22 protein-coding genes are annotated in these 23,970 nt (G+C 72.4%); 17 read left to right on the top strand and 5 right to left on the bottom strand.

What is annotated here, in order from left to right; genetic code table 11:
- Window positions 1-2: 2 nt before the first annotated feature.
- The gene (locus ACFQQJ_RS02405) at window positions 3-1,058 is read right to left on the bottom strand and encodes a LacI family DNA-binding transcriptional regulator (protein WP_377103699.1); all 1,056 of its coding nucleotides are present in this window, start codon (window positions 1,056-1,058) and stop codon (window positions 3-5) included.
- 176 nt (window positions 1,059-1,234) lie between these two features.
- On the opposite strand from ACFQQJ_RS02405, the gene ACFQQJ_RS02400 reads away from it, so the two are divergent.
- The 8 genes from ACFQQJ_RS02400 to rbsD all read left to right on the top strand — a co-directional run bounded on the left by ACFQQJ_RS02400 (window position 1,235) and on the right by rbsD (window position 8,318).
- A complete protein-coding gene (locus tag ACFQQJ_RS02400) occupies window positions 1,235-1,645 on the top strand; it encodes a sensory rhodopsin transducer (RefSeq protein WP_377103697.1) in 411 nt (136 codons plus the stop codon).
- 52 nt (window positions 1,646-1,697) lie between these two features.
- Window positions 1,698-2,741 (top strand): autoinducer 2 ABC transporter substrate-binding protein, encoded by a 1,044-nt coding sequence (locus ACFQQJ_RS02395; protein ID WP_377103695.1) that lies wholly within the window; start codon window positions 1,698-1,700, stop codon window positions 2,739-2,741.
- Between the two features lie 119 nt (window positions 2,742-2,860).
- Window positions 2,861-4,369, top strand: coding sequence for a sugar ABC transporter ATP-binding protein (locus ACFQQJ_RS02390; protein ID WP_377103693.1), 1,509 nt, complete (start codon window positions 2,861-2,863; stop codon window positions 4,367-4,369).
- Window position 4,370: 1 nt separating this feature from the next.
- Window positions 4,371-5,384, top strand: coding sequence for an ABC transporter permease (locus tag ACFQQJ_RS02385; protein ID WP_377103691.1), 1,014 nt, complete (start codon window positions 4,371-4,373; stop codon window positions 5,382-5,384).
- A gap of 11 nt (window positions 5,385-5,395) precedes the next feature.
- The gene (locus ACFQQJ_RS02380; RefSeq protein WP_377103689.1) at window positions 5,396-6,439 is read left to right on the top strand and encodes an ABC transporter permease; all 1,044 of its coding nucleotides are present in this window, start codon (window positions 5,396-5,398) and stop codon (window positions 6,437-6,439) included.
- The gene (locus ACFQQJ_RS02375; protein WP_377103687.1) at window positions 6,436-6,999 is read left to right on the top strand and encodes an RpiB/LacA/LacB family sugar-phosphate isomerase; all 564 of its coding nucleotides are present in this window, start codon (window positions 6,436-6,438) and stop codon (window positions 6,997-6,999) included. The genes ACFQQJ_RS02380 and ACFQQJ_RS02375 overlap by 4 nt, the downstream gene beginning before the upstream one ends.
- A gap of 27 nt (window positions 7,000-7,026) precedes the next feature.
- Window positions 7,027-7,932: a ribokinase gene (locus tag ACFQQJ_RS02370; protein ID WP_377103685.1), complete on the top strand. Its 906-nt coding sequence runs from the start codon at window positions 7,027-7,029 to the stop codon at window positions 7,930-7,932.
- The gene (gene rbsD, locus ACFQQJ_RS02365) at window positions 7,929-8,318 is read left to right on the top strand and encodes a D-ribose pyranase (protein WP_377103683.1); all 390 of its coding nucleotides are present in this window, start codon (window positions 7,929-7,931) and stop codon (window positions 8,316-8,318) included. The genes ACFQQJ_RS02370 and rbsD overlap by 4 nt, the downstream gene beginning before the upstream one ends.
- 22 nt (window positions 8,319-8,340) lie before the next feature.
- On the opposite strand, the gene ACFQQJ_RS02360 is transcribed toward rbsD, so the two are convergent.
- On the bottom strand, window positions 8,341-9,099 hold the full coding sequence (locus ACFQQJ_RS02360) for a DeoR/GlpR family DNA-binding transcription regulator (RefSeq protein WP_377103681.1): 759 nt from the start codon (window positions 9,097-9,099) through the stop codon (window positions 8,341-8,343).
- A gap of 29 nt (window positions 9,100-9,128) precedes the next feature.
- On the opposite strand from ACFQQJ_RS02360, the gene ACFQQJ_RS02355 reads away from it, so the two are divergent.
- Window positions 9,129-10,322, top strand: a complete 1,194-nt coding sequence (locus tag ACFQQJ_RS02355; protein WP_377103679.1) for an MFS transporter — start codon at window positions 9,129-9,131, stop codon at window positions 10,320-10,322.
- Window positions 10,323-10,358: 36 nt separating this feature from the next.
- Here the strand turns inward: ACFQQJ_RS02355 and ACFQQJ_RS02350 are convergent, their stop codons facing one another.
- The gene (locus tag ACFQQJ_RS02350) at window positions 10,359-12,356 is read right to left on the bottom strand and encodes a response regulator transcription factor (RefSeq protein WP_377103676.1); all 1,998 of its coding nucleotides are present in this window, start codon (window positions 12,354-12,356) and stop codon (window positions 10,359-10,361) included.
- A 255-nt stretch (window positions 12,357-12,611) separates the two neighbouring features.
- Here ACFQQJ_RS02350 and ACFQQJ_RS02345 point away from each other — a divergent pair, with 255 nt between their 5' ends.
- Window positions 12,612-14,654: a response regulator transcription factor gene (locus tag ACFQQJ_RS02345; protein WP_377103674.1), complete on the top strand. Its 2,043-nt coding sequence runs from the start codon at window positions 12,612-12,614 to the stop codon at window positions 14,652-14,654.
- A gap of 249 nt (window positions 14,655-14,903) precedes the next feature.
- On the opposite strand, the gene ACFQQJ_RS02340 is transcribed toward ACFQQJ_RS02345, so the two are convergent.
- A complete protein-coding gene (locus tag ACFQQJ_RS02340) occupies window positions 14,904-15,953 on the bottom strand; it encodes an ANTAR domain-containing protein (protein ID WP_377103673.1) in 1,050 nt (349 codons plus the stop codon).
- A gap of 293 nt (window positions 15,954-16,246) precedes the next feature.
- Between ACFQQJ_RS02340 and ACFQQJ_RS02335 the strand changes: the two genes are divergently transcribed.
- Window positions 16,247-16,816 carry a hypothetical protein gene (locus ACFQQJ_RS02335; RefSeq protein ID WP_377103671.1) on the top strand — a complete coding sequence of 190 codons (570 nt, stop codon included), beginning with the start codon at window positions 16,247-16,249 and terminating at the stop codon, window positions 16,814-16,816.
- A 120-nt stretch (window positions 16,817-16,936) separates the two neighbouring features.
- Here the strand turns inward: ACFQQJ_RS02335 and ACFQQJ_RS02330 are convergent, their stop codons facing one another.
- Entirely contained in the window at window positions 16,937-19,606 is a 2,670-nt protein-coding gene (locus ACFQQJ_RS02330) for a phosphoenolpyruvate carboxylase (protein ID WP_377103669.1), read from the bottom strand.
- A 45-nt stretch (window positions 19,607-19,651) separates the two neighbouring features.
- Here ACFQQJ_RS02330 and ACFQQJ_RS02325 point away from each other — a divergent pair, with 45 nt between their 5' ends.
- The 6 genes from ACFQQJ_RS02325 (at window position 19,652) to ACFQQJ_RS02300 (ending at window position 23,966) form a co-directional block, all read left to right on the top strand.
- Window positions 19,652-19,948, top strand: coding sequence for a helix-turn-helix transcriptional regulator (locus ACFQQJ_RS02325; protein ID WP_377103667.1), 297 nt, complete (start codon window positions 19,652-19,654; stop codon window positions 19,946-19,948).
- Between the two features lie 155 nt (window positions 19,949-20,103).
- Window positions 20,104-20,760: a fasciclin domain-containing protein gene (locus tag ACFQQJ_RS02320; RefSeq protein WP_377103665.1), complete on the top strand. Its 657-nt coding sequence runs from the start codon at window positions 20,104-20,106 to the stop codon at window positions 20,758-20,760.
- A gap of 119 nt (window positions 20,761-20,879) precedes the next feature.
- Complete coding sequence (locus tag ACFQQJ_RS02315) at window positions 20,880-21,281, top strand: molybdopterin-binding protein (RefSeq protein ID WP_377103663.1); 402 nt, start codon at window positions 20,880-20,882, stop codon at window positions 21,279-21,281.
- Window positions 21,282-21,290: 9 nt separating this feature from the next.
- Window positions 21,291-22,067 (top strand): molybdate ABC transporter substrate-binding protein, encoded by a 777-nt coding sequence (modA, locus tag ACFQQJ_RS02310; protein ID WP_377103661.1) that lies wholly within the window; start codon window positions 21,291-21,293, stop codon window positions 22,065-22,067.
- A gap of 4 nt (window positions 22,068-22,071) precedes the next feature.
- Complete coding sequence (locus tag ACFQQJ_RS02305) at window positions 22,072-22,899, top strand: ABC transporter permease (RefSeq protein WP_377103659.1); 828 nt, start codon at window positions 22,072-22,074, stop codon at window positions 22,897-22,899.
- Window positions 22,896-23,966, top strand: coding sequence for a sulfate/molybdate ABC transporter ATP-binding protein (locus tag ACFQQJ_RS02300; RefSeq protein ID WP_377103657.1), 1,071 nt, complete (start codon window positions 22,896-22,898; stop codon window positions 23,964-23,966). The genes ACFQQJ_RS02305 and ACFQQJ_RS02300 overlap by 4 nt, the downstream gene beginning before the upstream one ends.
- Window positions 23,967-23,970: the final 4 nt, after the last annotated feature.

Genomic DNA, 23,970 nt, shown 5'->3' with positions numbered 1-23,970 from the left:
GCCTACCCGACGATCGTAACCCCGGTGCGACCCCCCCGGGTGCTGGACGAACGGACGATCAGCTCGGGCTGGAGGACGGTCTGCCGGTGGACGTGGGCCTCGTCGCCGGCGGAGTGCTCGAACAGGAGCTGGGCTGCGAGGTAGCCCAGCTGGTCGGTGGGCTGGCGCACCGACGTGAGGGGCACCACCCAGTCCGCGGCGAAGTCGATGTCGTCGTAGCCGACCAGGGCGACGTCGTCGGGCACCTTCACGCCGGCCCGGCTGAGTCGCCGGTAGACGCCGAACGCCATCATGTCGTTGCCGCAGAAGATGCCGGTGGGCAGTTCCCCCTCGAGGAGGTGCTCGGCGGCCAGGACGCCGTCCTGGATGCCCAGCCCGTCCTGGGTGATCTCGACCAGGGCCGTGGACGGGTCCAGGCCCGCCGCGAGGATCGCGTCGCGGGCCCCCTGGGCGCGCTGGACGTGCTGGCGCAGTCCCTGGCCACCGCCGACGAAGGCGACGCGCTCGTGACCGAGTTCGAGGAGGTGTTCGACGGCGAGCCGGGCGCCGGCGACGTCGTCGACCGACACCGAGCAGTCGTCCCCGGCGGTCTGGTAGTCGAGGAACACGACAGGGAGGTGCCCGGCCTCGATGCGGGCCCGGTCGCCGCCCTGTCCCGTCCGCGCCGGCGTGAGCAGCGCCCCCCGGACGCGCTGCGCGCCCAGGATCTGGAGCAGCTGGGACTCGCGGTCGGGGTCGTTGTCGGAGTTGCAGAGGATGACCACGTGGCCGGCCTCGCGCGCCGCCCGCTCCACCGCGCGGGCCGCCTCCATGAAGAAGGGGCTGACCACGTCGAGCACGACCAGGCCGATCACCTGGCTGGCGGCGCCCGTCAGCACCCGGGCCTGCTGGTTGGGGACGAAGCCCAGGTCCTTGATGGCGCGCTCCACCGCGCGTCGCGTGCGCGCGCTGACCAGTTCCGGATGGTTGATCGTGTGCGAGACCGTGCCGACGGACACTCCGGCCCGGGCGGCGACGTCCTGGATCCGGACGCCGGTGCCGTTCTGCGTCCTGGCCATCCGCCCCTCCCGCCGATGTTGCAGGCAGAGCCTAATGGAGCTCCGCCCGGCGTCCCCTCGGTACCAACTTGATAACGGCCGACCGTGCCCGGTTGCAGGTCGTCGTGGACGAGGATACTGTCTGAAGCGCTTCAATACATGAAGCGCTTCAAAGAGCATCGTCGCTTGGAGAGCCCATGTCGGACACCACAGCTGTCCCCACCGCCCGCGCCGTCCGGCGCTGGTTCGTGCCGGACGCCTACATCCCGCCCAGGAGCACCGATCCCGAGGTCTCCCACGAGTCGATCTGCGTGCTCAACGCCGGGCCGGAGCCGGCCGTCTTCACCGTCACCGCCTATTTCGCCGACCGCGAGCCCGCGCAGTCCGGCCCGATCACGATCGCCGGTCGGCGCGCCGTGCACCTGCGCACCGACGTGCCGGACGCCCTCGGGGGACTGCAGCTCGAACGCGGCGTCCCCTACGGGCTGGAGATCGCGTCCACCAGCGCGCTGCAGCTGCAGTACAGCCGCCTCGACACGGCCCAGCCCGCCTACTCGCTGATGACCGCGCTGCTGGACGGCGCACCACACCACACGCTTCAGGGCTGATCACCGGCACGTCGCCGGCAGCTATCGAAGGACGCCAAACAAGGAGGATGCAATGATGCAAAGGCGCTTTACCGCCGGGGCCGCCAGCCTGGCCCTCGCACTCGGTCTCACGCTGTCTGCCTGCAGCAGCGGCACCGCACCGAGCGCGGGCCCGAGCGAGTCGGCCAAGGACAAGAACTACACCATCGCGGTCGTTCCGAAGGACGCGACGAACCCGTGGTTCGTGCGCATGGAGACCGGCGTGAAGCAGTTCGCGTCCGACACCGGCCTGAACGTCTACCAGAAGGGGCCCTCGGAGACCGACGCCACCATGCAGGCGCAGGTCATCCAGGACCTCATCGCGCAGAAGGTGGACGCGATCGCGGTCGTCCCGGTCGATCCGGGCGCCCTCGAGACCGTCCTGAAGCAGGCCATGGACGCCGGCATCGTCGTCGTCACCCACGAGGGCGCCTCGCAGCAGAACACGATGTACGACATCGAGGCCTTCAACAACTCCGCCTACGGCGCGTTCATCATGGACAACCTCGCCGAGTGCATGGGCAAGGAGGGCGTGTACACCACGATGGTGGGCCACGTCACCAACGCCTCCCACAACGAGTGGGCCGATGGCGGTGTCGCGCACCAGAAGGAGGCCTACCCGAACATGACCCTCCTCGCGGAGGAGCCGCGGGTGGAGTCGCAGGATGACGGCGAGCAGGCGTACCAGACGGCCAAGGAGCTGCTGAAGAAGTACCCGAACCTCAAGGGCATCATGGGCACCTCCTCCTTCGACGCCCCCGGCGTCGCCCGCGCGATCGACGAGCTCGGCCTCAAGGGCAAGGTCTGCACCAGCGGCACCGGCATGCCGGCGGCCAACAAGGAGATCCTGGTGAACGGGTCGGTCTCCGCCCTCACCCTGTGGGATCCCGCCAAGGCCGGCTACGCGATGGCGTCCCTGGCCAAGAAGATCCTCGACGGCGACAAGATCGAGGGCACCGTCGACCTGGGCGTCGAGGGCTACACCGAGATGAAGTTCGCCGAGGGCAGCAACAAGGTGCTCGAGGGCAACGGCTGGATCGTGATCAACAAGGACAACGTCGACAGCTTCGGCTTCTGACGTGATCCGGTGATGGCCGGACGGCTCCACGTCCGGCCGTCACCGCCCCCCTGGACCGGGGAGGGACGGCGGCGTCCTGCCGCCGCTCCTCACCGGCTGCACCACCTTCAAGGAAACCCATGTCTGAATGCGTCCTCGCCGTCCGCGGGGTGAGCAAGTCCTTCGCTGGCGTCCAGGCACTCAGCGACATCAACCTCGAGATCCGGCCCGGCGAGATCCACTGCCTGGCCGGTGAGAACGGCAGTGGCAAGTCGACCCTGATCAAGGTCATCTCCGGGGTCCACGACCCCGACGAGGGCACGATCGAGATCGGCGGCGTCGTCCACAAGCGGCTCACGCCCGTCGAGGCGATCGCCGCCGGCGTCCAGGTGATCTACCAGGACTTCTCCGTCTTCCCCAACCTCACCGTGATGGAGAACCTCGCCCTCAACACCGAGCTGGCCAGCAAGCGGAAGCTGGTGAACTGGCGCCGCTTCCGGCGCATCGCCGAGGAGGCGGTGGCGAAGATCGACTTCTCCGTCGACCTCGACCAGCTGGTCGGCAAGCTCTCGGTCGCGGACAAGCAGCTGGTCGCGATCAGCCGGGCGCTGATGAGCGACGCGAAGCTGATCATCATGGACGAGCCGACGACGGCGCTGACCAAGAAGGAGGTCGACGCGCTGTTCCGGATCATCCTCGACCTGAAGGCGCGCGGCATCGCCATCCTCTTCGTCAGCCACAAGCTGGAGGAGGTCTTCGAGATCAGCGAGCGCTTCACGATCATCCGCAACGGACGGGCCGTGGCCACCTGCCTGCCCGAGGAGCTCAACCGCAGGACCTTCACGCAGTACATGACCGGACGGGACTTCGAGGACGCGCACTTCCAGGTCGGCGAACTGCCCCCCGAGCCCGCGCTGGAAGCACGGGCGCTGACCGTCACCGGTGCCTTCTCCGACGTGAGCTTCAGCCTCCGCCCGGGCGAGATCCTCGGCATCACCGGGCTGCTGGGGTCGGGAAGGACCGAGCTGGCGATGACGCTGTTCGGGGCCTACCGTCCGGACGCCGGCGAACTGCTGGTGAAGGGCAGCCCGGTGCGCTTCAGCGGCATCCGGGCCGCCATCGCCGGCGGCATCGGCTACGTCCCGGAGGACCGGCTCACAGAGGGCCTGTTCCTGGAGCGGTCGATCGGCGACAACATCGTGATCGCCCAGATCGACCAGCTGGTCACGCGCGGGCTCCTCGACCGTGAGCGCAAGGCCGCGTCGGCTGCCGAGTGGGTGCGCGACCTGAAGATCGCCACCCCCGACCCGGAGAACGCCGCCAACACCCTGTCCGGCGGCAACCAGCAACGGATCGTGCTCGCCAAGTGGCTGGCCACCCGGCCCGACGTCCTCATCCTCAACGGGCCCACCGTGGGCGTCGACATCGGCTCCAAGCACGACATCCACGAGATCCTCCGGGAACTCGCCGGCTCCGGGATGGCCGTGATCATCATCTCCGACGACATCCCGGAAGTGATCCAGAACTGCAACCGCGTCCTGCTCATGAAGGCGGGCCGGATCACCGACGAGATCGACCCCGGCACCGTCACCGAGCGGCAGCTGGCCGCGCTCATGACCGGCGAGTCCGACCAGGAAGGAAAGCACTGAGATGAGCGCCCTCTTCCAGAAGGTCATCCGGGCCAACGAGTTCTACGTCTTCCTCGTCATCGTGGCGGTCTGCCTGCTCATCCAGGTGCGCAGCGGCCAGTTCTTCACGGCCAACAACCTTGTCGACCTCGCCAACGCCATGGTGGTCCCGGGACTGTTCGCCATCGGCGCCTTCCTGGTGATCGTCTCCGGTGGCATCGACGTCTCCTTCCCCGCCCTGGCCTCCCTCGCGGTGTACGCCGTCACCCGGTTCCTCGTCGACTCCCACTACGAGGGCGGGATCCTGCTCCCGTTCGCGATGGTCATCGGGCTCGGTGCGCTCCTGGGCGCGTTCAACGGCCTGTTCACCTCGCGGCTGGCGGTGCCGTCCCTGATCATCACGCTCGGCACGGCCAACGTCTTCTCCGGGGTCATGCAGGGCGCGCTCAACTCGGTGCAGATCGCGAAGATCCCGCCCGCGATGGCCGAGTTCGGACGCAGTTCGCTGTTCGTCGCGACCAACCCGGTGTCGGGGCTCACCTCGAGCATGCCCGTGTCGTTCCTGATTCTGGTCGTCGTCGCGGCGATCGTCTTCTTCCTCCTGCGCTTCACGATGTTCGGACGCGGGATCTTCGCGATCGGCGGGGACGAGAGCGCGGCCTCGCGGGCCGGCTTCAACGTCCGCCGCACCAAGTTCTGGCTCTACGTGATCGTCGGCGTGATCGCCGCGGTGGCCGGCCTGATCCGCACCTCCGGGATGGGCCAGATGCACCCGACGAACCTGCTCGGCATGGAGATGATGGTCATCGCCGCCGTGGTCCTCGGCGGCACGGCCATCACCGGCGGTACCGGCTCCCTCACCGGCGTGATGCTCGGCACCCTGCTGATCGTCATCGTGCAGAACAGCATGATCCTGCTCGGTATCCCGACGTTCTGGCAGCAGTTCTCCCTCGGCCTGCTGATCATCGTCGGCACCGGGATCTCGGCCCTACAGATCGCGCGGTCCGGCAGCGGACTCCGTGCGGTCCTGCGATGAAAGGCGCTGCCGTGCAGACACTCCTGTCACGATCGGGCTCCCTGCGGGCCCTCTCGCGCGACACCCACCTCACCCGCCTGCTGGTCATGCTCGCCGTGCTGGTCGGCTTCTTCGCGATCGTCAAGACCGAGGGCTTCTTCAACCTGCTCACCTGGCAGTCGATGGCGATCCAGTTCCCCGAATTCGGCCTGATGGCGCTCGGGGTGATGCTCACGATGATCACCGCGGGGATCGACCTGTCGGTCGTCGGCGTGGCGAACATGGCGGCGATCGGCGCGGCCGTGGTGATGCTGGGCATGGCCCCGCGCGGAGCCGACCCCGCGACCGCGACCGGCGCCATCGCGGTGGCCATCTGCCTGGCCCTCGCCACCGGTGCCGCCGCCGGCGCGCTCAACGGATTCCTCGTGGCCAAGGTGCGGATCCCGCCCATCCTGGCCACCCTGGGCACCTTCGAGCTGTTCACCGGCATCGCGATCCTGATCACCGGGGGCAAGCCGAAGAGCGGCCTGCCCGCGCTGTACGGGGAGGTGTTCGCCGGCAAGCTGTTCGGGCTCATCCCGGTGCCGTTGATCGTGTTCGCCGTGGCCACCGTCCTGATCTGGCTCCTGATGACGCGGACGGCTTTCGGGACGAAGATCTACATGCTGGGGACGAACGCGACCGCCGCCCGGTTCAGTGGGCTCAACACCACGAGCCTGCTGGTGCGCACCTACACGCTGTCGGGCCTGTACGCCTCGCTGGCCGGCCTGGTGATGCTCGCCAACTACAACTCCGCCAAGGCCGACTACGGGTCGACCTACACGCTGCTGGCGGTGCTGATCGTCGTGCTCGGCGGGGTGAACCCCAACGGCGGCAACGGGCGCCTGCTCGGCGTCGTGCTGGCGATCCTGATCCTGCAGATCCTCTCCTCGGGCCTGAACATGTTCCCGAACATCAGCAACTTCTACCGGCCCCTCATCTGGGGTGGGGTGCTCCTCGCCGTCATCACCGCCAACCACCTCTCCGGAAGGCGCTCATCACACCGGACCTCGAAGGGAAAAGGACAAACGAAATGAAGACGGTCAAGGACAGGCATGTCGTCGTGGGGGCTGACTTCGCGGGCTTCCCGTTGAAGGAGGCCGTGAAGAAGCACCTGGTCGCGCGCGGCTGGGACGTGGAGGACGTGACCCCCACGCTCGAGGACTGCGACATGTACCACCGGGTCGGCTTCCTGGTGGGCTCGAAGATCTCCGAGGGCGAGTTCGAGAAGGCGCTGGCCTTCTGCGGCACCGGCATGGGCATCCACATCGCGGCGAGCAAGTGCCCCCACGTGCACGCCGCCGTGGCCGAGACGCTCCCGTCCGCCAAGCGGGCGGCCACCGCGAACAACGCCAACCTGCTGGCGATGGGCGCGTTCTGGACGGCGCCCCGGCTCGCGCAGGCGATGGCGGACGCGTTCCTGGAGAGCTCCCTCGGCGAGGGCTACGAGGACTGGGACGGCTTCTACGAGTACCACTGGATCGGCTACGACGAGTGTGAGAATTTCGACTACGAGGCGTACCGGTCCAACGGTTTCCGCGTGCCGAACCCCGCCTCGGCGCCGCTCGGTCCGGAGCCGCGCGGCCTGGCCTACTGACGCACCGCTGCGGACCGGGAGGGGACCATGGGCACCATCGCCGTGATCGGCTCGGCGAACGCCGACCTCGTCGTCCAGGTCGACCGGCGCCCGGCGGGCGGGGAGACGATCCTCGGCTCCGACCTGGTCATCACCCCGGGTGGCAAGGGCGCCAACCAGGCGGTCGCCGCGGGGCTCCTGGGCGGGGACGTCCGATTCGTGGGTGCCGTCGGCGCGGACGCGAACGGCGACCTGCTGCGCGGCTCGCTCGCCGACGCCGGCGTCGACGTGTCGCGGCTCGGCACGGCGGACGCGGCCACGGGGGTCGCCCTGATCTTCGTCACCCCCGACGGCGAGAACTCGATCGTGGTGGCACCGGGCGCCAACAGCGCGGTGACTCCCGCCCACGTGGCCGCCTGCGAACCCGGGTGGGCGACCGCCGACCTGGTCGTGATGCAGCTGGAGGTGCCGATGGCCACGGTCGAGTGCGTCGCGGCCACCTGCGCCCGCGCGGGCACCCGGTTCCTGCTGAACGCTGCCCCGGCTGCCGTCCCTCCCTCCGCCGTGCTGGGGGCCTGTGACCCGCTCGTCGTGAACCGCAGCGAGGCCCTGCTCCTGCTGGGGGACGACCCTGGCTCCACCGCCGATCCGGAGCAGCTCGCCCGGCGGCTGGCGCTGCTCGGCCCCCGGAGCGTCGTGCTGACCCTCGGTGCTGACGGCGCCCTCGCCCTCGAGGCGGACGGGAGCGTGCACCACCAGGCCGCCCGGCGCGTGACCGCAGTCGACACCACCGGGGCGGGCGACGCCTTCGTGGGCGCGCTGGCCGTCGAGCTGGCCGCCGGCGGGACGCTGGCCGCCGGTCTCGCACGGGCCACCGACGTCGCTGCGGTGTCGGTGCAGCGGCCCGGTGCGCAGTCGTCCTACCCCAGGGCGTCCGAGGTGGGCCGGGCATGAAGCGCGGCGGCATCCTGAACCCCCGGCTCAACCTGCTGCTGTCGCAGCTGGGTCACACCGACACCGTGGTCGTGGCCGACTGCGGCCTTCCCCGGCCCCCGGGCGTGGAGGTCGTCGACCTCTCCCTCGTGTTCGGCGTGCCGACCTTCGAGCAGGTGCTGCGCGCGCTGTCGACGGAGCTCGTGGTGGAGCACGCCCTGATCGCCGGTGAGGCGCTCGACCGCAACCCGCGGGTGGCCGACCTGGTGGCGTCGCTGTTCGTCCGGCCGGACACGGTGGACCACGAGGTGTTCAAGCGGCGCACGCGCGAGGCCCGCCTGCTCGTCCGCTCCGGAGAGGCGACGCCGTACGCGAACGTGATCCTCACCTGCGGGGTGCCCTTCTAGGCGGAACGCCGGGCGGTCACGGTCACACCAGGATGACCTCCACCCCGTCGTCGCGGAAGATGTCGAGCAGTTCGGCGGGGGCGTCGTCGGTGATCACCAGGTGGGTCAGGTCCGCGGGAGTGCCGAAGCGGAAGTTCGAGGACCGGTTCAGCTTGTCCGCCACGGTGACCAGGATCCGGCGCGTGGAGGACTGGATGCTCGCCTGCTTGATCTGCGCGTCCTCGTACAGGGTGGACGTGAGTCCCCTCGTCGCCGACGCGGAGCAGGTGCCGAGCACCAGGGCGTCGGCGCGCATGTTGCGGACGGCGTCCACCGCCTGGCTGCCCAGGAACGCCAGCGTGTCCGGTTCCACCGGGCCGCCGGGCACGATCACGCGGGCGCCGGGGGTCGAGCCGAGGACCACCGCGGCGTGGAGGGACAGGCACAGGGCGGTGATCGGGCGTCCGGCGAGTTCCTGGGCGACCGCGTGGCAGGTGGTGCCGTTGTCGATGATCACGGATTCGTAGTCGGCGATCAGGGCCGCGGCCGCCGTCGCGAGCCGGGCCTTGAGGTCACGGTCCTCCGCGAGCTGGAGGCTGAACGGGATGCTCTCGCCGTGTTTCACCGTCCGCGCGGCCCCGCCGGGCACCCTGCGGAGCGCTCCGTGGGCCTCGAGATGGGCCAGGTCGCGCCGGATCGTCACGGCGGAGGAGCCGGTCAGCTCCACCAGCTGCTCGACCCGCAACCGGCCGCCGGTCTGGAGCGCCTGGATGATCAACTTGTGGCGAATTGATCGTTGCACGTGATCATTCACTCACCTACGGTCACGGTATGCAACGCGTGACCAGCCCCACCCTCCGCAGCGACCGGACGGTGATCGCGGCCCGCAACGGCGACCTCGCGGTGTTCGCCGTGAACGGCTTCGCCTTCGCCTCGTGGATGTCGCGGGTGCCGGACGTGAAGGAGGCGCTGGCCCTGACCCCCGGCATGTTGAGCGTGCTGTTGCTGTCGGTGTCGGTCGGCTCGCTGCTGGGCCTGCCGGTGGCGGGCCGGATCGCGCACCGGTTCGGGGCGGCGCGGACGGTCCGCCTCGGCCTGTCCCTGCTCGCGCCCGGGATCGTGCTGGCCGGGACCGCCGTCCAGGCCCACGCGAGCATGTACTGGGTGATGCCCGGCCTGTTCCTGCTCGGGCTCGGTTCGGGGGTGTGGGACGTCGCCCAGAACCTCGAGGGCACCATCATCGAGCGGGCGCTGGACAAGGCGATCATGCCGTGGTTCCACGCCGCGTTCAGCGGCGGCACGGTGCTGGCCGCACTGGTGGGTGCGGGCCTGGTGTGGCTGCGGGTGCCCCTGGTGGCCCACCTCGGCGTGGTCGCGCTCCTCACCGTGGTCGTCGCGCTGTGGGGGACAGGGCAGTTCCTGCCGGCCTTCGACGACGCCGGACCGGCCGTGGATGCCGCCGCCCGCCGGGCCGGGTCGGCCTGGCTCGAGCCGCGCACCCTGCTGATCGGGGTCATGGTGCTCGCCGCCGCGTTCGCCGAGGGCACGGCCAACGACTGGATGGCGGTCGCCTTCGTCGACGGTCATGACCTGGACAACGCGCTCGGGGTGGTCGCCCTGGCCGTGTTCCTGTCGTTCATGACGGCCGGAAGGATCCTGGGCACCCGGCTGCTCGACCGCTACGGCCGCGTGGTGGTCCTGCGGGTGCTGTTCACCGCGGCCACCCTCGGGTGCCTGCTCGTGGTGTTCGGCGACACCTGGCTGGCGTTCGTCGGCTGTGCGATCTGGGGCGTGGGCGCCAGCCTCGGCTTCCCGGTCGGGATGTCGGCGGCCGCGGACGACCCGGCACGGGCACCGATGCGCATCTCCGTTGTCTCCACGCTCGGCTACACCGCCTTTCTGGCCGGGCCGCCCCTGCTGGGCTTCCTCGGCGACCACTTCGGAGTGCTGAACTCCCTGCTCGTCGTGGGCGCGGTCTCGGCGCTCGCGATCCTCGTGGTCCCGGTGGCCCGGCCGCCCCGGTAGCGTCCGGCGGCTCGTCGCCCCCCGTCCGGGGCGCGGCTACCTCAGCGCCCCGTAGATGCCGGCCTTGCGCACGAGTTCCGCGCGCGTGGGCGCCTGGAACTTCTCCCTCAACGTCGCGACCTGCTTGCGCACCGTGTGCACCGACACGTGGAGGCGCCGGGCGATCTCGGGCACCGAGGCGGTCGTCGCCAGCAGCGGGAGGAGCACGGCTTCGCGCTCGGTCAGGCGGAACAGGCCGGGGCCGCCGGACGCGTCGTCCGGCTCCGGCCCCAGGCGGTCGCGCAGCAGCGCGAAGGACGCGCCGGCGGCGGGATCATCGGCGAGCGGGGCGCACAGGCCGAGGACGGCCTCCCGCGCAGGGCGGGGCAGCGTGGCGATCGCGAGATAGTTCCTGGCCCGCAGGAGGTCCTCGAACGCGCTCACGGTGGCTGTCCGGATGTCCGCGGACCCGCTGCCCTCGAGCTCCGTGGCGGCGCCGCGCATCACCTGGAGCTGGAGCCGTTCGGGGTGGAGGAGCTCCGGGTTCGGCAGGGCGCGCTCGATGATCCGGACGGCCGCGCCCAACTGGCCGGCCCACAGCCGCGACCGGGCCTGGGGGATCGCCCGGAACGGCTCCGACAGCGAGTCGGAGCACAGGGCGGCGGCGCCGAACGCTCCCATCTTGCTGAGCAGCAGCTCCCGCGCGCGACCCAGCAGGAGTTCGCCCATCGGCTCGTCCTGCTCCTGCCCGCCCAGCGACTGGTCCGCGAGTTCGGCGAAGAGCCGGTTCAGTCCCTGCGGCGGATCACCCCACAACGCGGCGTGGAACGCGCCCATCGCCACGCGCACCGCCCAGACGCCGGCGACGGCCGACATGTCCTGCTTCGTGGTGGCCAGCGCGCGCTCCACCCCGTCCCGATCGAGGGTCTGGAGGGCCTCGCGACCGTAGGAGAGTGCCCGGAGCACCGCGGCCATCTGGCTCAGGCCGCCGAAGCGGAACCGCTCGGGCGCGGGCCACTCCGCCGCTGCCGGGAGTGGGTACCGGACCTCCCCGCCCAGGCTCCGGGCCAGCGCCTCGACCGCGGCGGCCAGCGCGGAGACCGAGGCGCTGTCGGAGAGGATGGCCGCCCAGCGCGCCTCCTCGATGGCGCCGCGGAAGTCCGCCCGGAAGAGGGCCAGCCGTGCCGACATGGCGCGGAAGAACGACAGGGCGAACCGCCCGGGCGGTCGCCCCGCGCGCGAGCGCTCGTCGATCAGGCCGTCGATCTCCGACTTGGTCTTCCACGAGGTCTCCAGCGGGCGGCCCGAGGACGGGAGCCTGCGCTCGGCGATCATCCGCAACGTGCCCGCCAGAACGGCGGTGTCGGTGTCCTCCCGCAGCGCCCAGTCGGCGTGCACGGAGGCGGCGTCGAGCAGGAGCCGGCCGAACATGGCGTCCGCCCGGCGGGCGGCGGGCGCGGCGTCCGCCTCTGCGACTGCTGCCGCCCACGTCAGGATCGGCCGCTCCCTGCGGGCCTCCTCGGGAAGGTCGGCCAGGACCGGGAGCAGCTCCGCGGGGACGTTCGCCGCGTCCTCGGACACCAGGAGCCAGATCTCCTGCAGCACCGACCATCGGCCGGCCCCGCGTGCCCAGCGGGCCACCCGGGTGACGATGCGGTGGCGCGGCCCGTGCGTGATGCGGAGGAGTCGCGCCCGGACGTCCTCGGACTCCAGGAGCTCGTCCAGGGCCCGGTCCAGGACGGGGAGCCACGCCGCCCTGACGAGCAGGGAGGAGGGACGTGAGCCGGGCACCGGCTCGGCCAGTCCCGTCCGGGAGAGCCACGCCTCGAAGGCTCCCCAGGGCATCGTCCCGCCCTCGGGGAAGCCCACCGCCACCGCCGCGTGGCTGCCGGGAGTGATGCTCGGCCACAGGCTGAGAATCGGCAGCCACCAGGGTGAGTCCGGTGGCAGGGAGAGAGCGTCGCGGCCCGCCAGGCCCTGGGCGGGGGAGGCGCCGCCGGTCCTGTTCCGGCCCGCCCCCCGGGGTGTCCCGCCACTCTCCCCCGAGGTGGTCACGTGGACATTGTCAGCCCTGGAGGCGTCGCCGGGACAGGGATTCGCCTTACGGGTACCGATCGGGTGGACCCGCGGCAACGGGGTGATTACCCACGGGGGTAAACGCGGTAGTAACCCGGGCACCCCTCCCCGTCCCGCCGCGGCGTCGTGAGCGGCGTGGTGAAACGATTGCGTGGGCCGGCGGGACGTCGGCGGCGGGTGGCAGGTGACGATCGTGTCGCCGGGTGCCCGCGTTCGGCACGGGAGGCAAGGAGAATGGCGACGGCTCCGAACGAATTCGGCCAGGGTGTGGTGCGTCTGGCGTACAGCGGCAGCGTCCCCCAGGCCTCCGTGGCTGCGGCGAGCGAGTCGTCCACCGTCCCCGCCGGGTCACACCCGGGCGGGCCGGAGGGCTGGCCCGAGCTCACCGAGGGCCCGCTGCGCACAGCGGTGGCGACCCTCGGGCTGTTCGGCGAGCTCCGTCCGGCCGCGCTGCAACTCGTCCACCGCTGGTGTGCGGCCGGCGGCGACCACGACCATGCCTCCTTCGTCTCCGCGCTCCTCGGCGCCCGGCTGCTCCGGCGGGGCGACACCGACCGATTCGTGATCGCGGGACGCGGGCGAGCGACGGTAGAACGCGAACTCGCCGACCCCGAGGACGCGAGGGCGATCCGCTCGGCGCTCATCGACACCTGGCTTGCCGCGCCCGACCTCGACCTGCTCGACCCGCTCGCCGGGTGGGCGGCGGATCTGGGCCGTTGGGACGCGATGGAGTCGCTGTGGATCCTCCTTGCCGAGCGCACCGACGGAATCGACGCGGCCACGCTGGACCACTTCGCCAGCCTTCCGGAGGAGGCGCGGCGCGCCCACCCCATCCTGACCTGGGCCTCGGGCGCTGCGTCCTCGCTCCTGGGCAACGACCCCCCGCGCGGCCCGGGCGAGTTGTGGAACCGGCTGATGCACGACTCCGCCATGCTCCACAGCGACTGGGCGGTGCGGGATGACACCGACGCCGCGGTGACCGCCGGCACGTTCCGCATGATCGGCGAACGCCGGATGACCGCCCCCCGGGGAGACAGCGAGCTCGACGCCGCCTGGCGCACCAGGGACGCGATCGACCACCTCATCGACGCCCGCGCCCGGGCCGGAGCCGGCCCCACGAGGATGCCGCAGGCGGTCTTCCGCGCCTTCTCGGCCCGGCTGTCGCTGTTCCGTGGGGACCCGCACGCCGCCGTGAACGAGGCACGGTGGTCGACCGTCCTGGCCGACTGGGAGCCGCTGGCGGTGATGGCGAAGGGCGTCGAGGCACTGGCCACGGCGATCGCCACAGAGGACGGTCCGGCGCACTACTCCAGCCCGCCGGTGGTCGCCGTCTGCGGCGGGCTGGGAGCGCGGGGGCTGCGGGGCATGGGCGAGGTCTACGAGCTCCTGGCCGACGGCTACGAGGCCATCCGCCGGCTCGACCGGGTATCGGTCGACCAGTGCCTTGCCGCGGTGACGACGGAGGCCGCGACCGCCGCAGGCGTGTGGGCGGTGCGGGTCTCGCTGGCGGCCTGGCGCACGGCCTTGTGGGGCGACCTCTCCACAGGGGTGGCCGAGCTGTCGGAGGAGATCGCCCGGTTGTCCATCCGGGGACGCGAGCACGCGGAGCCGATGGGCGCCAACCTCCTCGGACGCGCCCAGGCGTTCCTCCTGGCCAAGAGCGGCGCGCTGGTGTCGGCCGCCGAGGTCGCCGACACCCTGCCCGAGCCCGTCCGGCTGGTCTCGACGGCCCGTGTGCACCTGTGGGCCGGTCGCTACCACGACGCGGGCCGCCTGGCGGACCTCGGTCCGCACAAGCCGGGCCTGGAGATCGTCCAGCGGTACCGCCTGGCCTCGATCCGGATCGCCGCGACGATCCTGGAGGCCGGGCCGACGCCCGAGGTGCGCCGGGAGGTGGCCAGGGAGGTCGCACGCCTGATCCGCACCGGCAGCGTCCTCTACCTCGCCCTGCTCCCGCTGGCCGCGCGGAGGCTGATCCTCGAGGTCGCGGAGGAGGAACTGGGTACGGACGACCCGGGACTCGCGCTCCTGGGGCAGCGGCTCTCGGACCTCAGCGACCAGGACGGGGGAGCGACGCGCCCCCTCCGCCTCACCGAGCGGGAACTGGTCCTCCTGCCGCTGCTGGCCACCAGCGACCCCGTCCCGGTCATTGCCCGGAAGCTCAGCGTCTCGCCCAACACGATCCGCAAGCAGGTCGTGACCCTCCGCGAGAAGTTCGGGGCTCCCACCCGCGGGGAGATGATCCGCCGCGCCCGCACGGCGGGCCTGCTGGACTGAGGCAGGACGCCGGGGCAGACGCTTCCCGGCCGGACCACGGGCGGCCCGCTGGGAGTCTTCGCGCCAGCCGCCACTGCCGGCCCGACTCCCAGCCCGCGACCGTCCCTGCCGGCGCCCCCTCCGTACCAGCACTCAGTCGACGGCTTCGGTTCCTGCGACCCGAAGAGGTCCTGAACAACGTTAGTGACGTCGTGGGGCGGCGCACAGACCCCGGCCGGGTGACCGGAGGGCCGTCCACCGCGCCGGCGGTCAGGCGTTCTCCGGCTCTGAGCCGGTCTCGATCACGCGGGCGGCGAGGTCCCGCAGCTTGAGGTTGCGGTCCTGGCTGGCCCTGCGCAGGCGGTCGAACGCGGCATCGGGTGGCAGCCGGTGCCGTTCGACGAGGATGCCGATGGCCTGCCCGATGTGCCGGTGGGCCTGGATGGCCTGCTCGAGGTGGCTCTCCCGCTCCGCGGCCTGCTGGCGGGTGAGCAGCCGGTCGATGGCCAGCCCGAAGGCCTGGGCGAGGAGGTCGGCCACGATCATCTCGTCCGGCAGGATGCGCCGGGGACGCGGGAACTGGACCCACACGCGGCAGCCGGTGGTGCTCGTCTGGGGGACGAGCAGGATGCCGGGGCGCAGGCTGGTGGCGTCCGCGCTGATGGTGCCGGCCAGGCCGGTTCGCGCGCCGTCGGCGAGTTCCTCCGGCGTGACCTGCCGGCGTCCGGAGAACAGGTACCGCTGGTCGAGGTCGAGTTGCGTGGTGCTCCCGCCGTCGAAGAGGGTCTCGAAGCCCTGCTCGCCGATGCTCAGCAGGCTCTCCAGGTCTTCCGTGGTGGCGAAGTCGACGCTCAGCCGGGCCGCCGCCGCACGCCGCGACTGCGCGTGCGCCTGCCGGGTGATGTCGCGGTACGAGCGGACGACCGCGGTGACGGCTCCGGCGTCGTCCAGCATCACCGCGTCGGCGGAGGACACCCAGATCGGTCGCCGGGCCCGGTCGCGGTACTCGAACTCCGTGGTGCCCTCGCGTCCCCTGACCGCATCGAGGAGCCGCTCGCCGATCGCGGCGTGCGCGGCCGCGTCCTCCTCGGGCGTCGGCCACCACGGGTAGGGCGGGAGGATCGGGCCGTCGGCCATGGTGTAGCCGAAGAGGTCGACGAACGCCTGGTTCATCTCGACGACGAGGCCGTCGGTGTCGAAGACGAGGACACCCTCGTGGAGCGAGCCGAGGATCTGGACGAGCCATGCCTCCCTCGAGGCCCGCTGGCGGTCGGCCGGATCGTCGTAGGCGGGGTCCGGCCCGGCCATGCCCCGGTCCATGGAATCCTCCTCGTCCACAAGGCGCGGGCCCTGTCTGCGCGTGCCAGCGTAGCGACGACCGGACGTCGCCGTGGCGAACGCCGGCCGTTCCGGCGGGCGGGCACGGGCAGCACCACCGCGCGGGCGGGCACGACCACCACGGCGCCCACCCCGCGACGCCGGCGACCAGGGCTGAGCCGGGTCACGCCCGTCCGGCCGTCGGGCTTCACGGAAGCTTCACACCCGCCTCACGGCCGTCCCATGCGCCGGCGGTTGACTCGTGGCATCAGGTCATCGAGCCACGAGGAGTGGATATGAACAACAAGAAGATCGCCCTGGGCGTCGGCGGGACGCTGGTCGTCCTGGCCACGACGTTCGGAGGTGCAGCCCTGGCCAGTGCGGAGACACCCGCCCCGTCGCCGGCCCCCACCACCGCGCAGGTCGGCTGGGGCGGCGGACGCGGCGGCATGGCGGGGATGCGCAACGGCGCCGGCTACGGCGCCACCGCGAACGCGGCCGACCTGGCCGCGAAGCTCGGCGTGAGCCAGGACGCGGTCTCCGCCGCGCTGGTGAAGTACCACGCGGCGAACCCGACGACGGTGCGTGGCGCCGGGCTGACCGCCGAGCAGCAGGCCGCAGAGCACGAGAAGCTGGCCACGTTCCTCGCCGGGGAGCTGAAGGTGGACCGGGCGACGGTGCTCCAGGCGCTCACGACCCGGCAGGAGACCCGCCAGGCCGACCGCACCGCGCAGCTGGAAGCCACCCTCGACCAGGCGGTGAAGGACGGACGGATCACCCGGGCGCAGGCAGACGCCATCCTGGCAGCCCACGCCTCCGGCGCGATGCGCGGCGGCATGGGCATGGGCAGGGGCATGGGCCGCTGAGCCGAGGGACGGCCGGTCACCCAGGGGTGGCCGGCCGTCAGCCTGTCCGGCGCCCCGCCAGTCCCGCTTCGCTGTGACGCGAAGCCGGTGCGCGGGGCGCGGTGGCGGGCGACGTCGCCGCTAGCCCGTGTTCTGGAGGCCGGCGGCCGCGCCGTTCACGGTGAGCAGCAGCACCTCCGACCAGTCGTGCCCGTCGCCGGCCGTGCTGCCCTCGGGTGAGCGCAGCACCCGCAGCGCCCGCAACTGGATGTGGCTGAGGGCGTCGATGGACGGGGCCCGCAGCGCCAGCCGGTGGCGCAGTTCGGGCTTGCCCTCCAGCAGGTCGGACTGGCCGAGGGTCTCCAGCACCAGGCGCCGCGTCCGCTCGTACTCCTCCAGCACCCGGTCGGTCACGTCGGGACGCCCGCCGAGGGCGAGGAACCGGGCGGCCAGCCGCGGGTTGGCCTTGGCCAGGCTCATCTCGGCGATATCGACCAGGCTGGCGAACAGCGGCCAGTCCCGGTAGGCCGCGCGGAGTTCGTCGACGTCCCCCACCGCCGCCAGCCCTGACCCGAGGCCGAACCACCCCGGCAGGTTGGCCCGCACCTGCGACCACGCGAACACCCACGGGATCGCGCGGAAGTCGCTGAGGTCGCGCCCGGTCGCCGCACCGCTGCGCCGCGCCGGACGCGACCCGAGCCGGAGCTGCCCCAGTTCCTCCAGAGGGCTGGACGCGGCCAGGACGTCGGGGAAGCCGGGCGTGCGCACCAGGGCGAGCCACGCCTCGCGGGACGCCTGCTCGACCGTGGCGGCGAGGCCGGCGAAACGGTGCTCCGCGGCGGTGTTGTGCCGGGTGACCTGGGGCGTCCCCGCCACCAGCACCGCGGACGCCAGCCGTTCCAGGTGCGCCTGCGCGAGCGTCACGTCCGCGTACCGGGCGAAGATCACCTCGCCCTGCTCGGTCACCTTCAGTCGCTCGTTGAGGGAGCCCGGCGGCTGCGCCAGCACCGCGCGGTGCAGCGGCCCGCCGCCGCGTCCCAGCGATCCGCCGCGGCCGTGGAAGATCGTCAGCTTCACGCCCGCGCGCCCGGCCCAGCGGACGAGCTCCGCCTGCGTCCGGTACAGCGTGAGCGTGGCCGCCGCCGGGCCGATGTCCTTGGCGGAGTCGGAGTAGCCGACCATCACCTCCACCTGGCGGTCGCGCTCCTCCAGCCAGGCGCGGGTGCTGGCCAGGTCCATCCAGGCCGACAGCGTCGTGCCCGCGGCGCGCAGGTCGGCGCCGGTCTCGAACAGGGGCACGACGTCGAGGTTCAGCGGGCGTTCGCCGACCGCGAGCCGGGCCAGCGCGCGGACCGCGACGAGGTGCTCCGCGGACTGGGAGAAGCTCACCACGTACCGCCCGCAGCACCGCCGGCCCCAGCGTTGCTGGAGCCAGCCCATCAGCCGGAAGGTGTCCAGCACCTCGCCCGTCGCCTCGGTCAGCGGCCGCACCTGCTCGGGCCAGCCGTGCACGGCGAGCCGGTCCAGCACGGCCAGGCGCTCCGGGCTGCCGGGCGCGCCGGGGTCGTCGTCGAGCTGGTCCAGGAGCTCCTCGAGGGCTGCGGCGTGCACCGCGCTGTGCTGGCGTACCTCGAGCTCGGCGAGGTGGAAGCCGAAGGTCTCCGCCTGCCACAGCAGGTGCTGGAGCTCGCCATGGGCCGCTCGCGCGTCGCCCGCAGCCGCGAGGCTGTCCTGCACCAGGCGCAGGTCGTGGACGAACTCCGCCGGCTCGCGGTAGCCGAGGTCGAGGCTGCCGCGCAGGGTGGCACCGAGGCGCGCCGCGGCGAACAGCAGGTGCTGGCGGTGCGGTTCGCCGGGGGAGGAGCGGACGATCGCGGCGACGGTGTCCGGGGCGGTCACCGCGGCCAGCGCCAGGGCGTCCCGGAGCGCGGCGGAGGGCGGTGTCGTCTGCTCGCTCATCGTGAGCGTCCGCGCGATCCGCTCCGTGGCCACCCCCAGCGCCCGCAGCACGTGCTCGGCCTGGATCGCGACCGCCTCGCGCGTCACCTCCGCGGTGACGAACGGGTTGCCGTCCCGGTCGCCGCCGATCCAGGAGCCGAACCGCAGGAACGCCGGCACCGGGCTGGGCTGGCGCCCGGCGTCGGTTCCCGGGACGGCGGCCTCGACCGCGCGGTAGACCGCGGGGACGGCGCGGAAGAGGGTCTGGTCGAACACGCCCATCACGGTGCGCACCTCGTCGGTGGGAGCGGGCGCGGTGCGGCGGAGCTGGGCCGTGCGGCCGAGGATGTCGATCTCCTCCAGCATCCGGCGCCGGGCGAAGCCCCGCTGCAGGGCGCCGTTGCGGGGGTCGTCGTAGGCGTCGAGGTGCTCGGCGATCCGCGACAGGGACGCGGTCACGGCGCGCCGCCGGGCCTCGGTGGGGTGGGCGGTCAGGACGGGGTGGATGCGCAGCCGCTCCAGGCGCTCCAGGGCGTCGGCGCCCAGGCCGGACGCGGCGGGCCAACCGGGGCCGTCGTCGCCGTCCTGCCGCCGGCGGTGCAGCCGGGACTGGTGGCGCTCCTCGGCGAGGTTCACGAGGTGGAAGTGGACGGTGAGCGCCTGGGCGAGCGCAGCGGCGTCCGCCACGTCGAGCTGCCCGACGATGTCCGTCGCGGCGTCGCCGGCATCGCCGAGGGACGCCATCAGGCCGGCGATGCGTGCAGCACCCCGCTCGACCAGCGAGTCGCGGTGCAGCCCGGTCAGCAGGGCCACGTCCGCCTGCAGCAGGTCGTCGAGGGACGCGCCCCACCGCGCCGTGTCATCCTGCTCCACCATGTCCTCCTGTTTCCGGAATCACCGTTCGCCTATCATTCCGCCATGGCCGGTGACCACGGATGGACCTTCCTGTCGAACCACGGGCACGTGCTCGTCGCGATCGCCCGCGACCCGCAGGCCCGGGTCCGGGACCTCGCCGAGCGGGTCGGCATCACCGAGCGGGCCGTCCAGCAGATCATCGCCGAACTCGTCGGCCAGGGCTTCGTCGTCCGGACCAAGGCCGGGCGGCGGAACCGCTACGAGATCGTCGCGGGCGCCCACCTCCGGCACCCCCTGGAAGCGGGGGTGACGCTGGGACAGTTCCTCCCGCTCCTCAGTCAGCAGAACGATTTTTCCTGAATCATACGTCGGCTGAGTCTGGCGCCACCAGAGCCCGTCGCTCCCTCGGGACGGCGTGGAGGAATTGCGTAGGGGCGCATCCGGCAGGGGGTCCTGCGCGGAAGGAGCGGTGTGTGTGCTGCACAGGGCAGCCCTCAGCAGGAAGGGAAAGCACGATGACGCTCCGACGAACTCTCTCCCGCCTCGCCGCGGTGGTCTTCAGCGGTGCCCTCGCCGCCGGACTCGCCGTCGCGCCCGCACAGGCGGCGCCCACCGGCGAACAGAGCCTGGCCGCCGTCCTCACCGCCGACGGCAACGGCACGTTCGACCAGAACTGGTACGACTACGACATCGTCACCCAGGCGGTCCTCGCGGTCGTGGCCGCGAAGCCCGCCAGCAACGTGGGGCTCCTCACCGACGGGACGGTGGCCCTCACCGCGTTCATCCCGAACGACCGGGCGTTCCGGGTGCTCGCGCACTCCCTCACCGGGAAGTGGCAGCCCACGGAGGAGAAGGTCTTCGCCGCGCTGGTGAAGAAGCTGGGTGTCGACGCGATCGAGAATGTCCTGCTCTACCACGTGGTGCCCGGGTCGACGATCATGGCCGCCGACGCCCTTCAGGCGGACGGCGCGAAGCTGGCAACCGGGCTGCCGGGCGCCTCGATCACTGTCCAGGTGAAGGGCAGGAACGTCCCCGAGTTGATTCTCCGCGACCGTGACTACAACAGCCCCAACCCCCGGGTGAACCCGTGGCAGACCGACCTCAACGAGGGCAACAAGCAGGTCGCGCACGGCATCACGCGGGTTCTCCGTCCGCTCAACCTGCGCGGCTGAGGCCCCGGGCCCGACGACGAGGACGCCGGCGGCCGCTCCCCTCCGGGGCGGTCGCCGGCGTCCTCAACGGTTCGGGGCAACGCTGGCTTCTCCGCATCTGCGGCAATAGCATCCTGGCTGTGACGTGGATACGGATCAGTGAGGCGGCCGGGTTCCTCGGAGTCAGCGACGACACCGTGCGCCGCTGGATCGATTCCGGGCAACTCGCGCACAGCACCGATGCGAGCAACCGGATGGTGGTCGACGGCCGCGTCCTCGCCGAGTTCGCGGTCGCGCAGGCCTCCCCGGCGAAGGACCGCTCAGCGGTCGGCCGCTCGGCGCGGAACCGGTTCGTCGGACTGGTCACGCACGTCGAGTCGGACAAGGTCATGTCCCAGGTGGAGCTGCAGTGCGGGCCCTTCCGGGTCGTGTCGCTGATGAGCACGGAGGCCGTCCGCGAACTGCGCCTGGAGCCGGGCTCGGTCGCGGTCGCGGTGATCAAGGCCACCACCGTCATCGTCGAGACCCCCCACCGGGCCTGAGGGGCACCCGTGCGCCCCTCCCTTCCCGCGGCCGTCACCGCCGTGCTGGTCACGGTGGCCGTCGCCGTGTCCGGCTGCAGCGGGCCGGCCGCGCACCGCAACGCCGGCGGCACGACGGTCACGGTGTTCGCCGCGGCCTCGCTGAAGGCCACCTTCACCAGGCTGGGCAGGACGTTCGAGGCCTCCCATCCCGGCACCGCCGTGGTGTTCAACTTCGCCGGCTCCCAGGCGCTGGCCGAGCAGATCACCCAGGGGGCCCCGGCGGACGCGTTCGCCTCCGCCAACGAGGCGAGCATGGCGACGGTGACCGGCGCGGGCCTCGCGGCGGGCCAGGCGCGGCCCTTCGCCACCAACACGCTGACGATCGCCGTGCCACCGGACAACCCGGCCGCGGTGGCCACGTTCGCCGACCTGGCCAGGCCGGGGCTGAAGCTCGTGGTGTGCGCGCCGGCCGTCCCGTGCGGCGCGGCCACACTGACGCTGGAGGAGGCCACCGGGGTGACGCTGGCGCCGGTGAGCGAGGAGCAGGCCGTGACCGACGTGCTGGCGAAGGTGCGGGCCGGCGAGGCCGACGCGGGGTTGGTCTACGCCACGGACGTGATCGCGGCCGGCGATTCGGTGAGGGGCATCGCGTTCCCGGAGTCGTCCAGGGCGGTCAACCGGAACGTCATCGCCGCCCTGTCCGGCGGCCCGCAGGCGGGCCTGGGGCAGGAGTTCGTGGACCTCGTGCGCAGCGCCGAGGGCCGGCAGGTGCTCGCGGACGCCGGCTTCGGCACGGCGAGGTAGTCCAGTGCGCTCTCCGGGTCCGCGACAGGGCCGGGTCGCCCGCGATCCGGCCTACTCGGGCCTGCCGGGCTGGGTGCTCGTGCCGGCCGCGGCGGGCGCGGCGTTCGTGGTCGTGCCCCTGCTGGCGCTCGGGCTACGGGTGGACTGGTCGCGGTTCGGCGAGCTGCTCGGCAGCCCGTCGTCGCTCGCCGCGCTGACGCTGAGCCTCCAGACCTCGGCGGCAGCCACCCTGGCGTGCCTCGTCCTGGGGGTACCGATGGCGCTGGTGCTGGCCCGGCGGCGCTTCCCCGGGCGCCAGGTGGTGCGCTCGCTGGCCCTGCTCCCGCTCGTCCTGCCGCCGGTCGTGGGCGGCATCGCCCTGCTCTACACCTTCGGCCGGCGTGGCCTCCTCGGGCAGACCCTCGACGTGCTGGGGTTCCCCGTGGCGTTCACCAGCCTGGCCGTCGTGCTGGCCCAGACGTTCGTCGCCCTTCCGTTCCTCGTGGTCTCCCTCGAGGGGACGCTGCGCAGCGTGGGGCAGCGGTACGAGGCGGTGGCGGCCACCCTCGGCGCGCCCCCGTCGACCGTGCTGTGGCGCGTCACCCTGCCGCTGGTGCTGCCAGGGCTGCTCTCGGGCGCGGTGTTGTCCTTCGCCCGGGCGCTGGGGGAGTTCGGCGCGACGATCACCTTCGCCGGCAGCCTCCAGGGGGTCACCCGCACCCTGCCGCTGGAGATCTACCTGCGCCAGGTCGACGACCCGGACGCGGCCATGGCCCTGTCGCTCGTGCTCGTCGCGGTCGCGATCGGCATCACCGTGGCCACCGCGCGGCTCGGTGAGCGGGCACACCGATGACGCTGGCGTGCGCGGCGACACTCGCCGCACGGGGCTTCGACATCGACCTGGAGGTGGGCGAGGGGGAGCGCGTCGCGGTCCTGGGGCAGAACGGGTCGGGCAAGTCGACGCTCCTCGGCGTGCTGGCCGGCACCCTGCGTCCGGACGCGGGGCGGGCATCCCTCGACGGGCGCGTGCTGTTCGACCTCGGGCCCGGCCGCCGGCTCTGGCTGCCGCCCCACCGCCGCGGCATCGCCCTGCTCGCGCAGGATCCGCTGCTGTTCCCGCACCTCACCGTGCTGGACAACGTCGCTTTCGCTCCCCGGGTCGGGGGCGCCCCGCGCGCGGACGCGCGCGACCGGGCCGAGCGCTGGCTGGAGGAGGTCGAGGTGCTGCCGCTCGCAGGGCGGCGTCCCCACGAGCTCTCCGGCGGCGAGGCGCAACGGGTGGCGCTGGCCCGGGCGCTCGCGGCCGAGCCCGCGCTCCTGCTGCTGGACGAGCCGATGGCCGCCGTCGACGTCGCCGTCGCCCCGATGCTGCGGCGGGTGCTGCGCCGGGTCCTGGCGGGGCGCACGACGATGATCGTCACCCACGACGTACTGGACGCGCTCCTGCTGTCGGACCGGCTGGTGGTGATGGAGGAGGGCCGGGTCGCCGAGTCCGGGCCCACGGAGGAGACCTTGCGGCATCCCCGGGCCGGCTTCACCGCCCGGCTCGCGGGACTGAACCTGATCCGTGGCACCCGCGACGGCGGCGGGGTGGTCGGCCGGGACGGCGTCCGCATCGACGGCACCGCCGGGGACGCGCCCGCGTTGCGCGACGGCGACCCGGCGGCGGCGGCCTTCGCCCCGGCAGAGGTGTCGATCTACCTCAGCCCTCCGGCCGGCAGCCCCCGCAACCACCTGCCGGTCACCATCACCGAGGTCGAACCGCACGGCGAGCTCGTCCGGGTGCGCGGCGACGACCACCACGGCCACTCGATCGCCGCCGACGTGACCCCGGTGTCGGTCGCGGAACTCGACCTGTACCCCGGTCGCGACGTCATGTTCGTCGTCAAGGCGGCCACGGTCACCATCTACCCGGCGTGACGCC

This window comes from Propionicimonas sp. T2.31MG-18 (assembly GCF_964266745.1).
Lineage (GTDB): Bacteria > Actinomycetota > Actinomycetes > Propionibacteriales > Propionibacteriaceae > Propionicimonas.
This window is presented reverse-complemented; position numbering and strand designations above follow the sequence as displayed.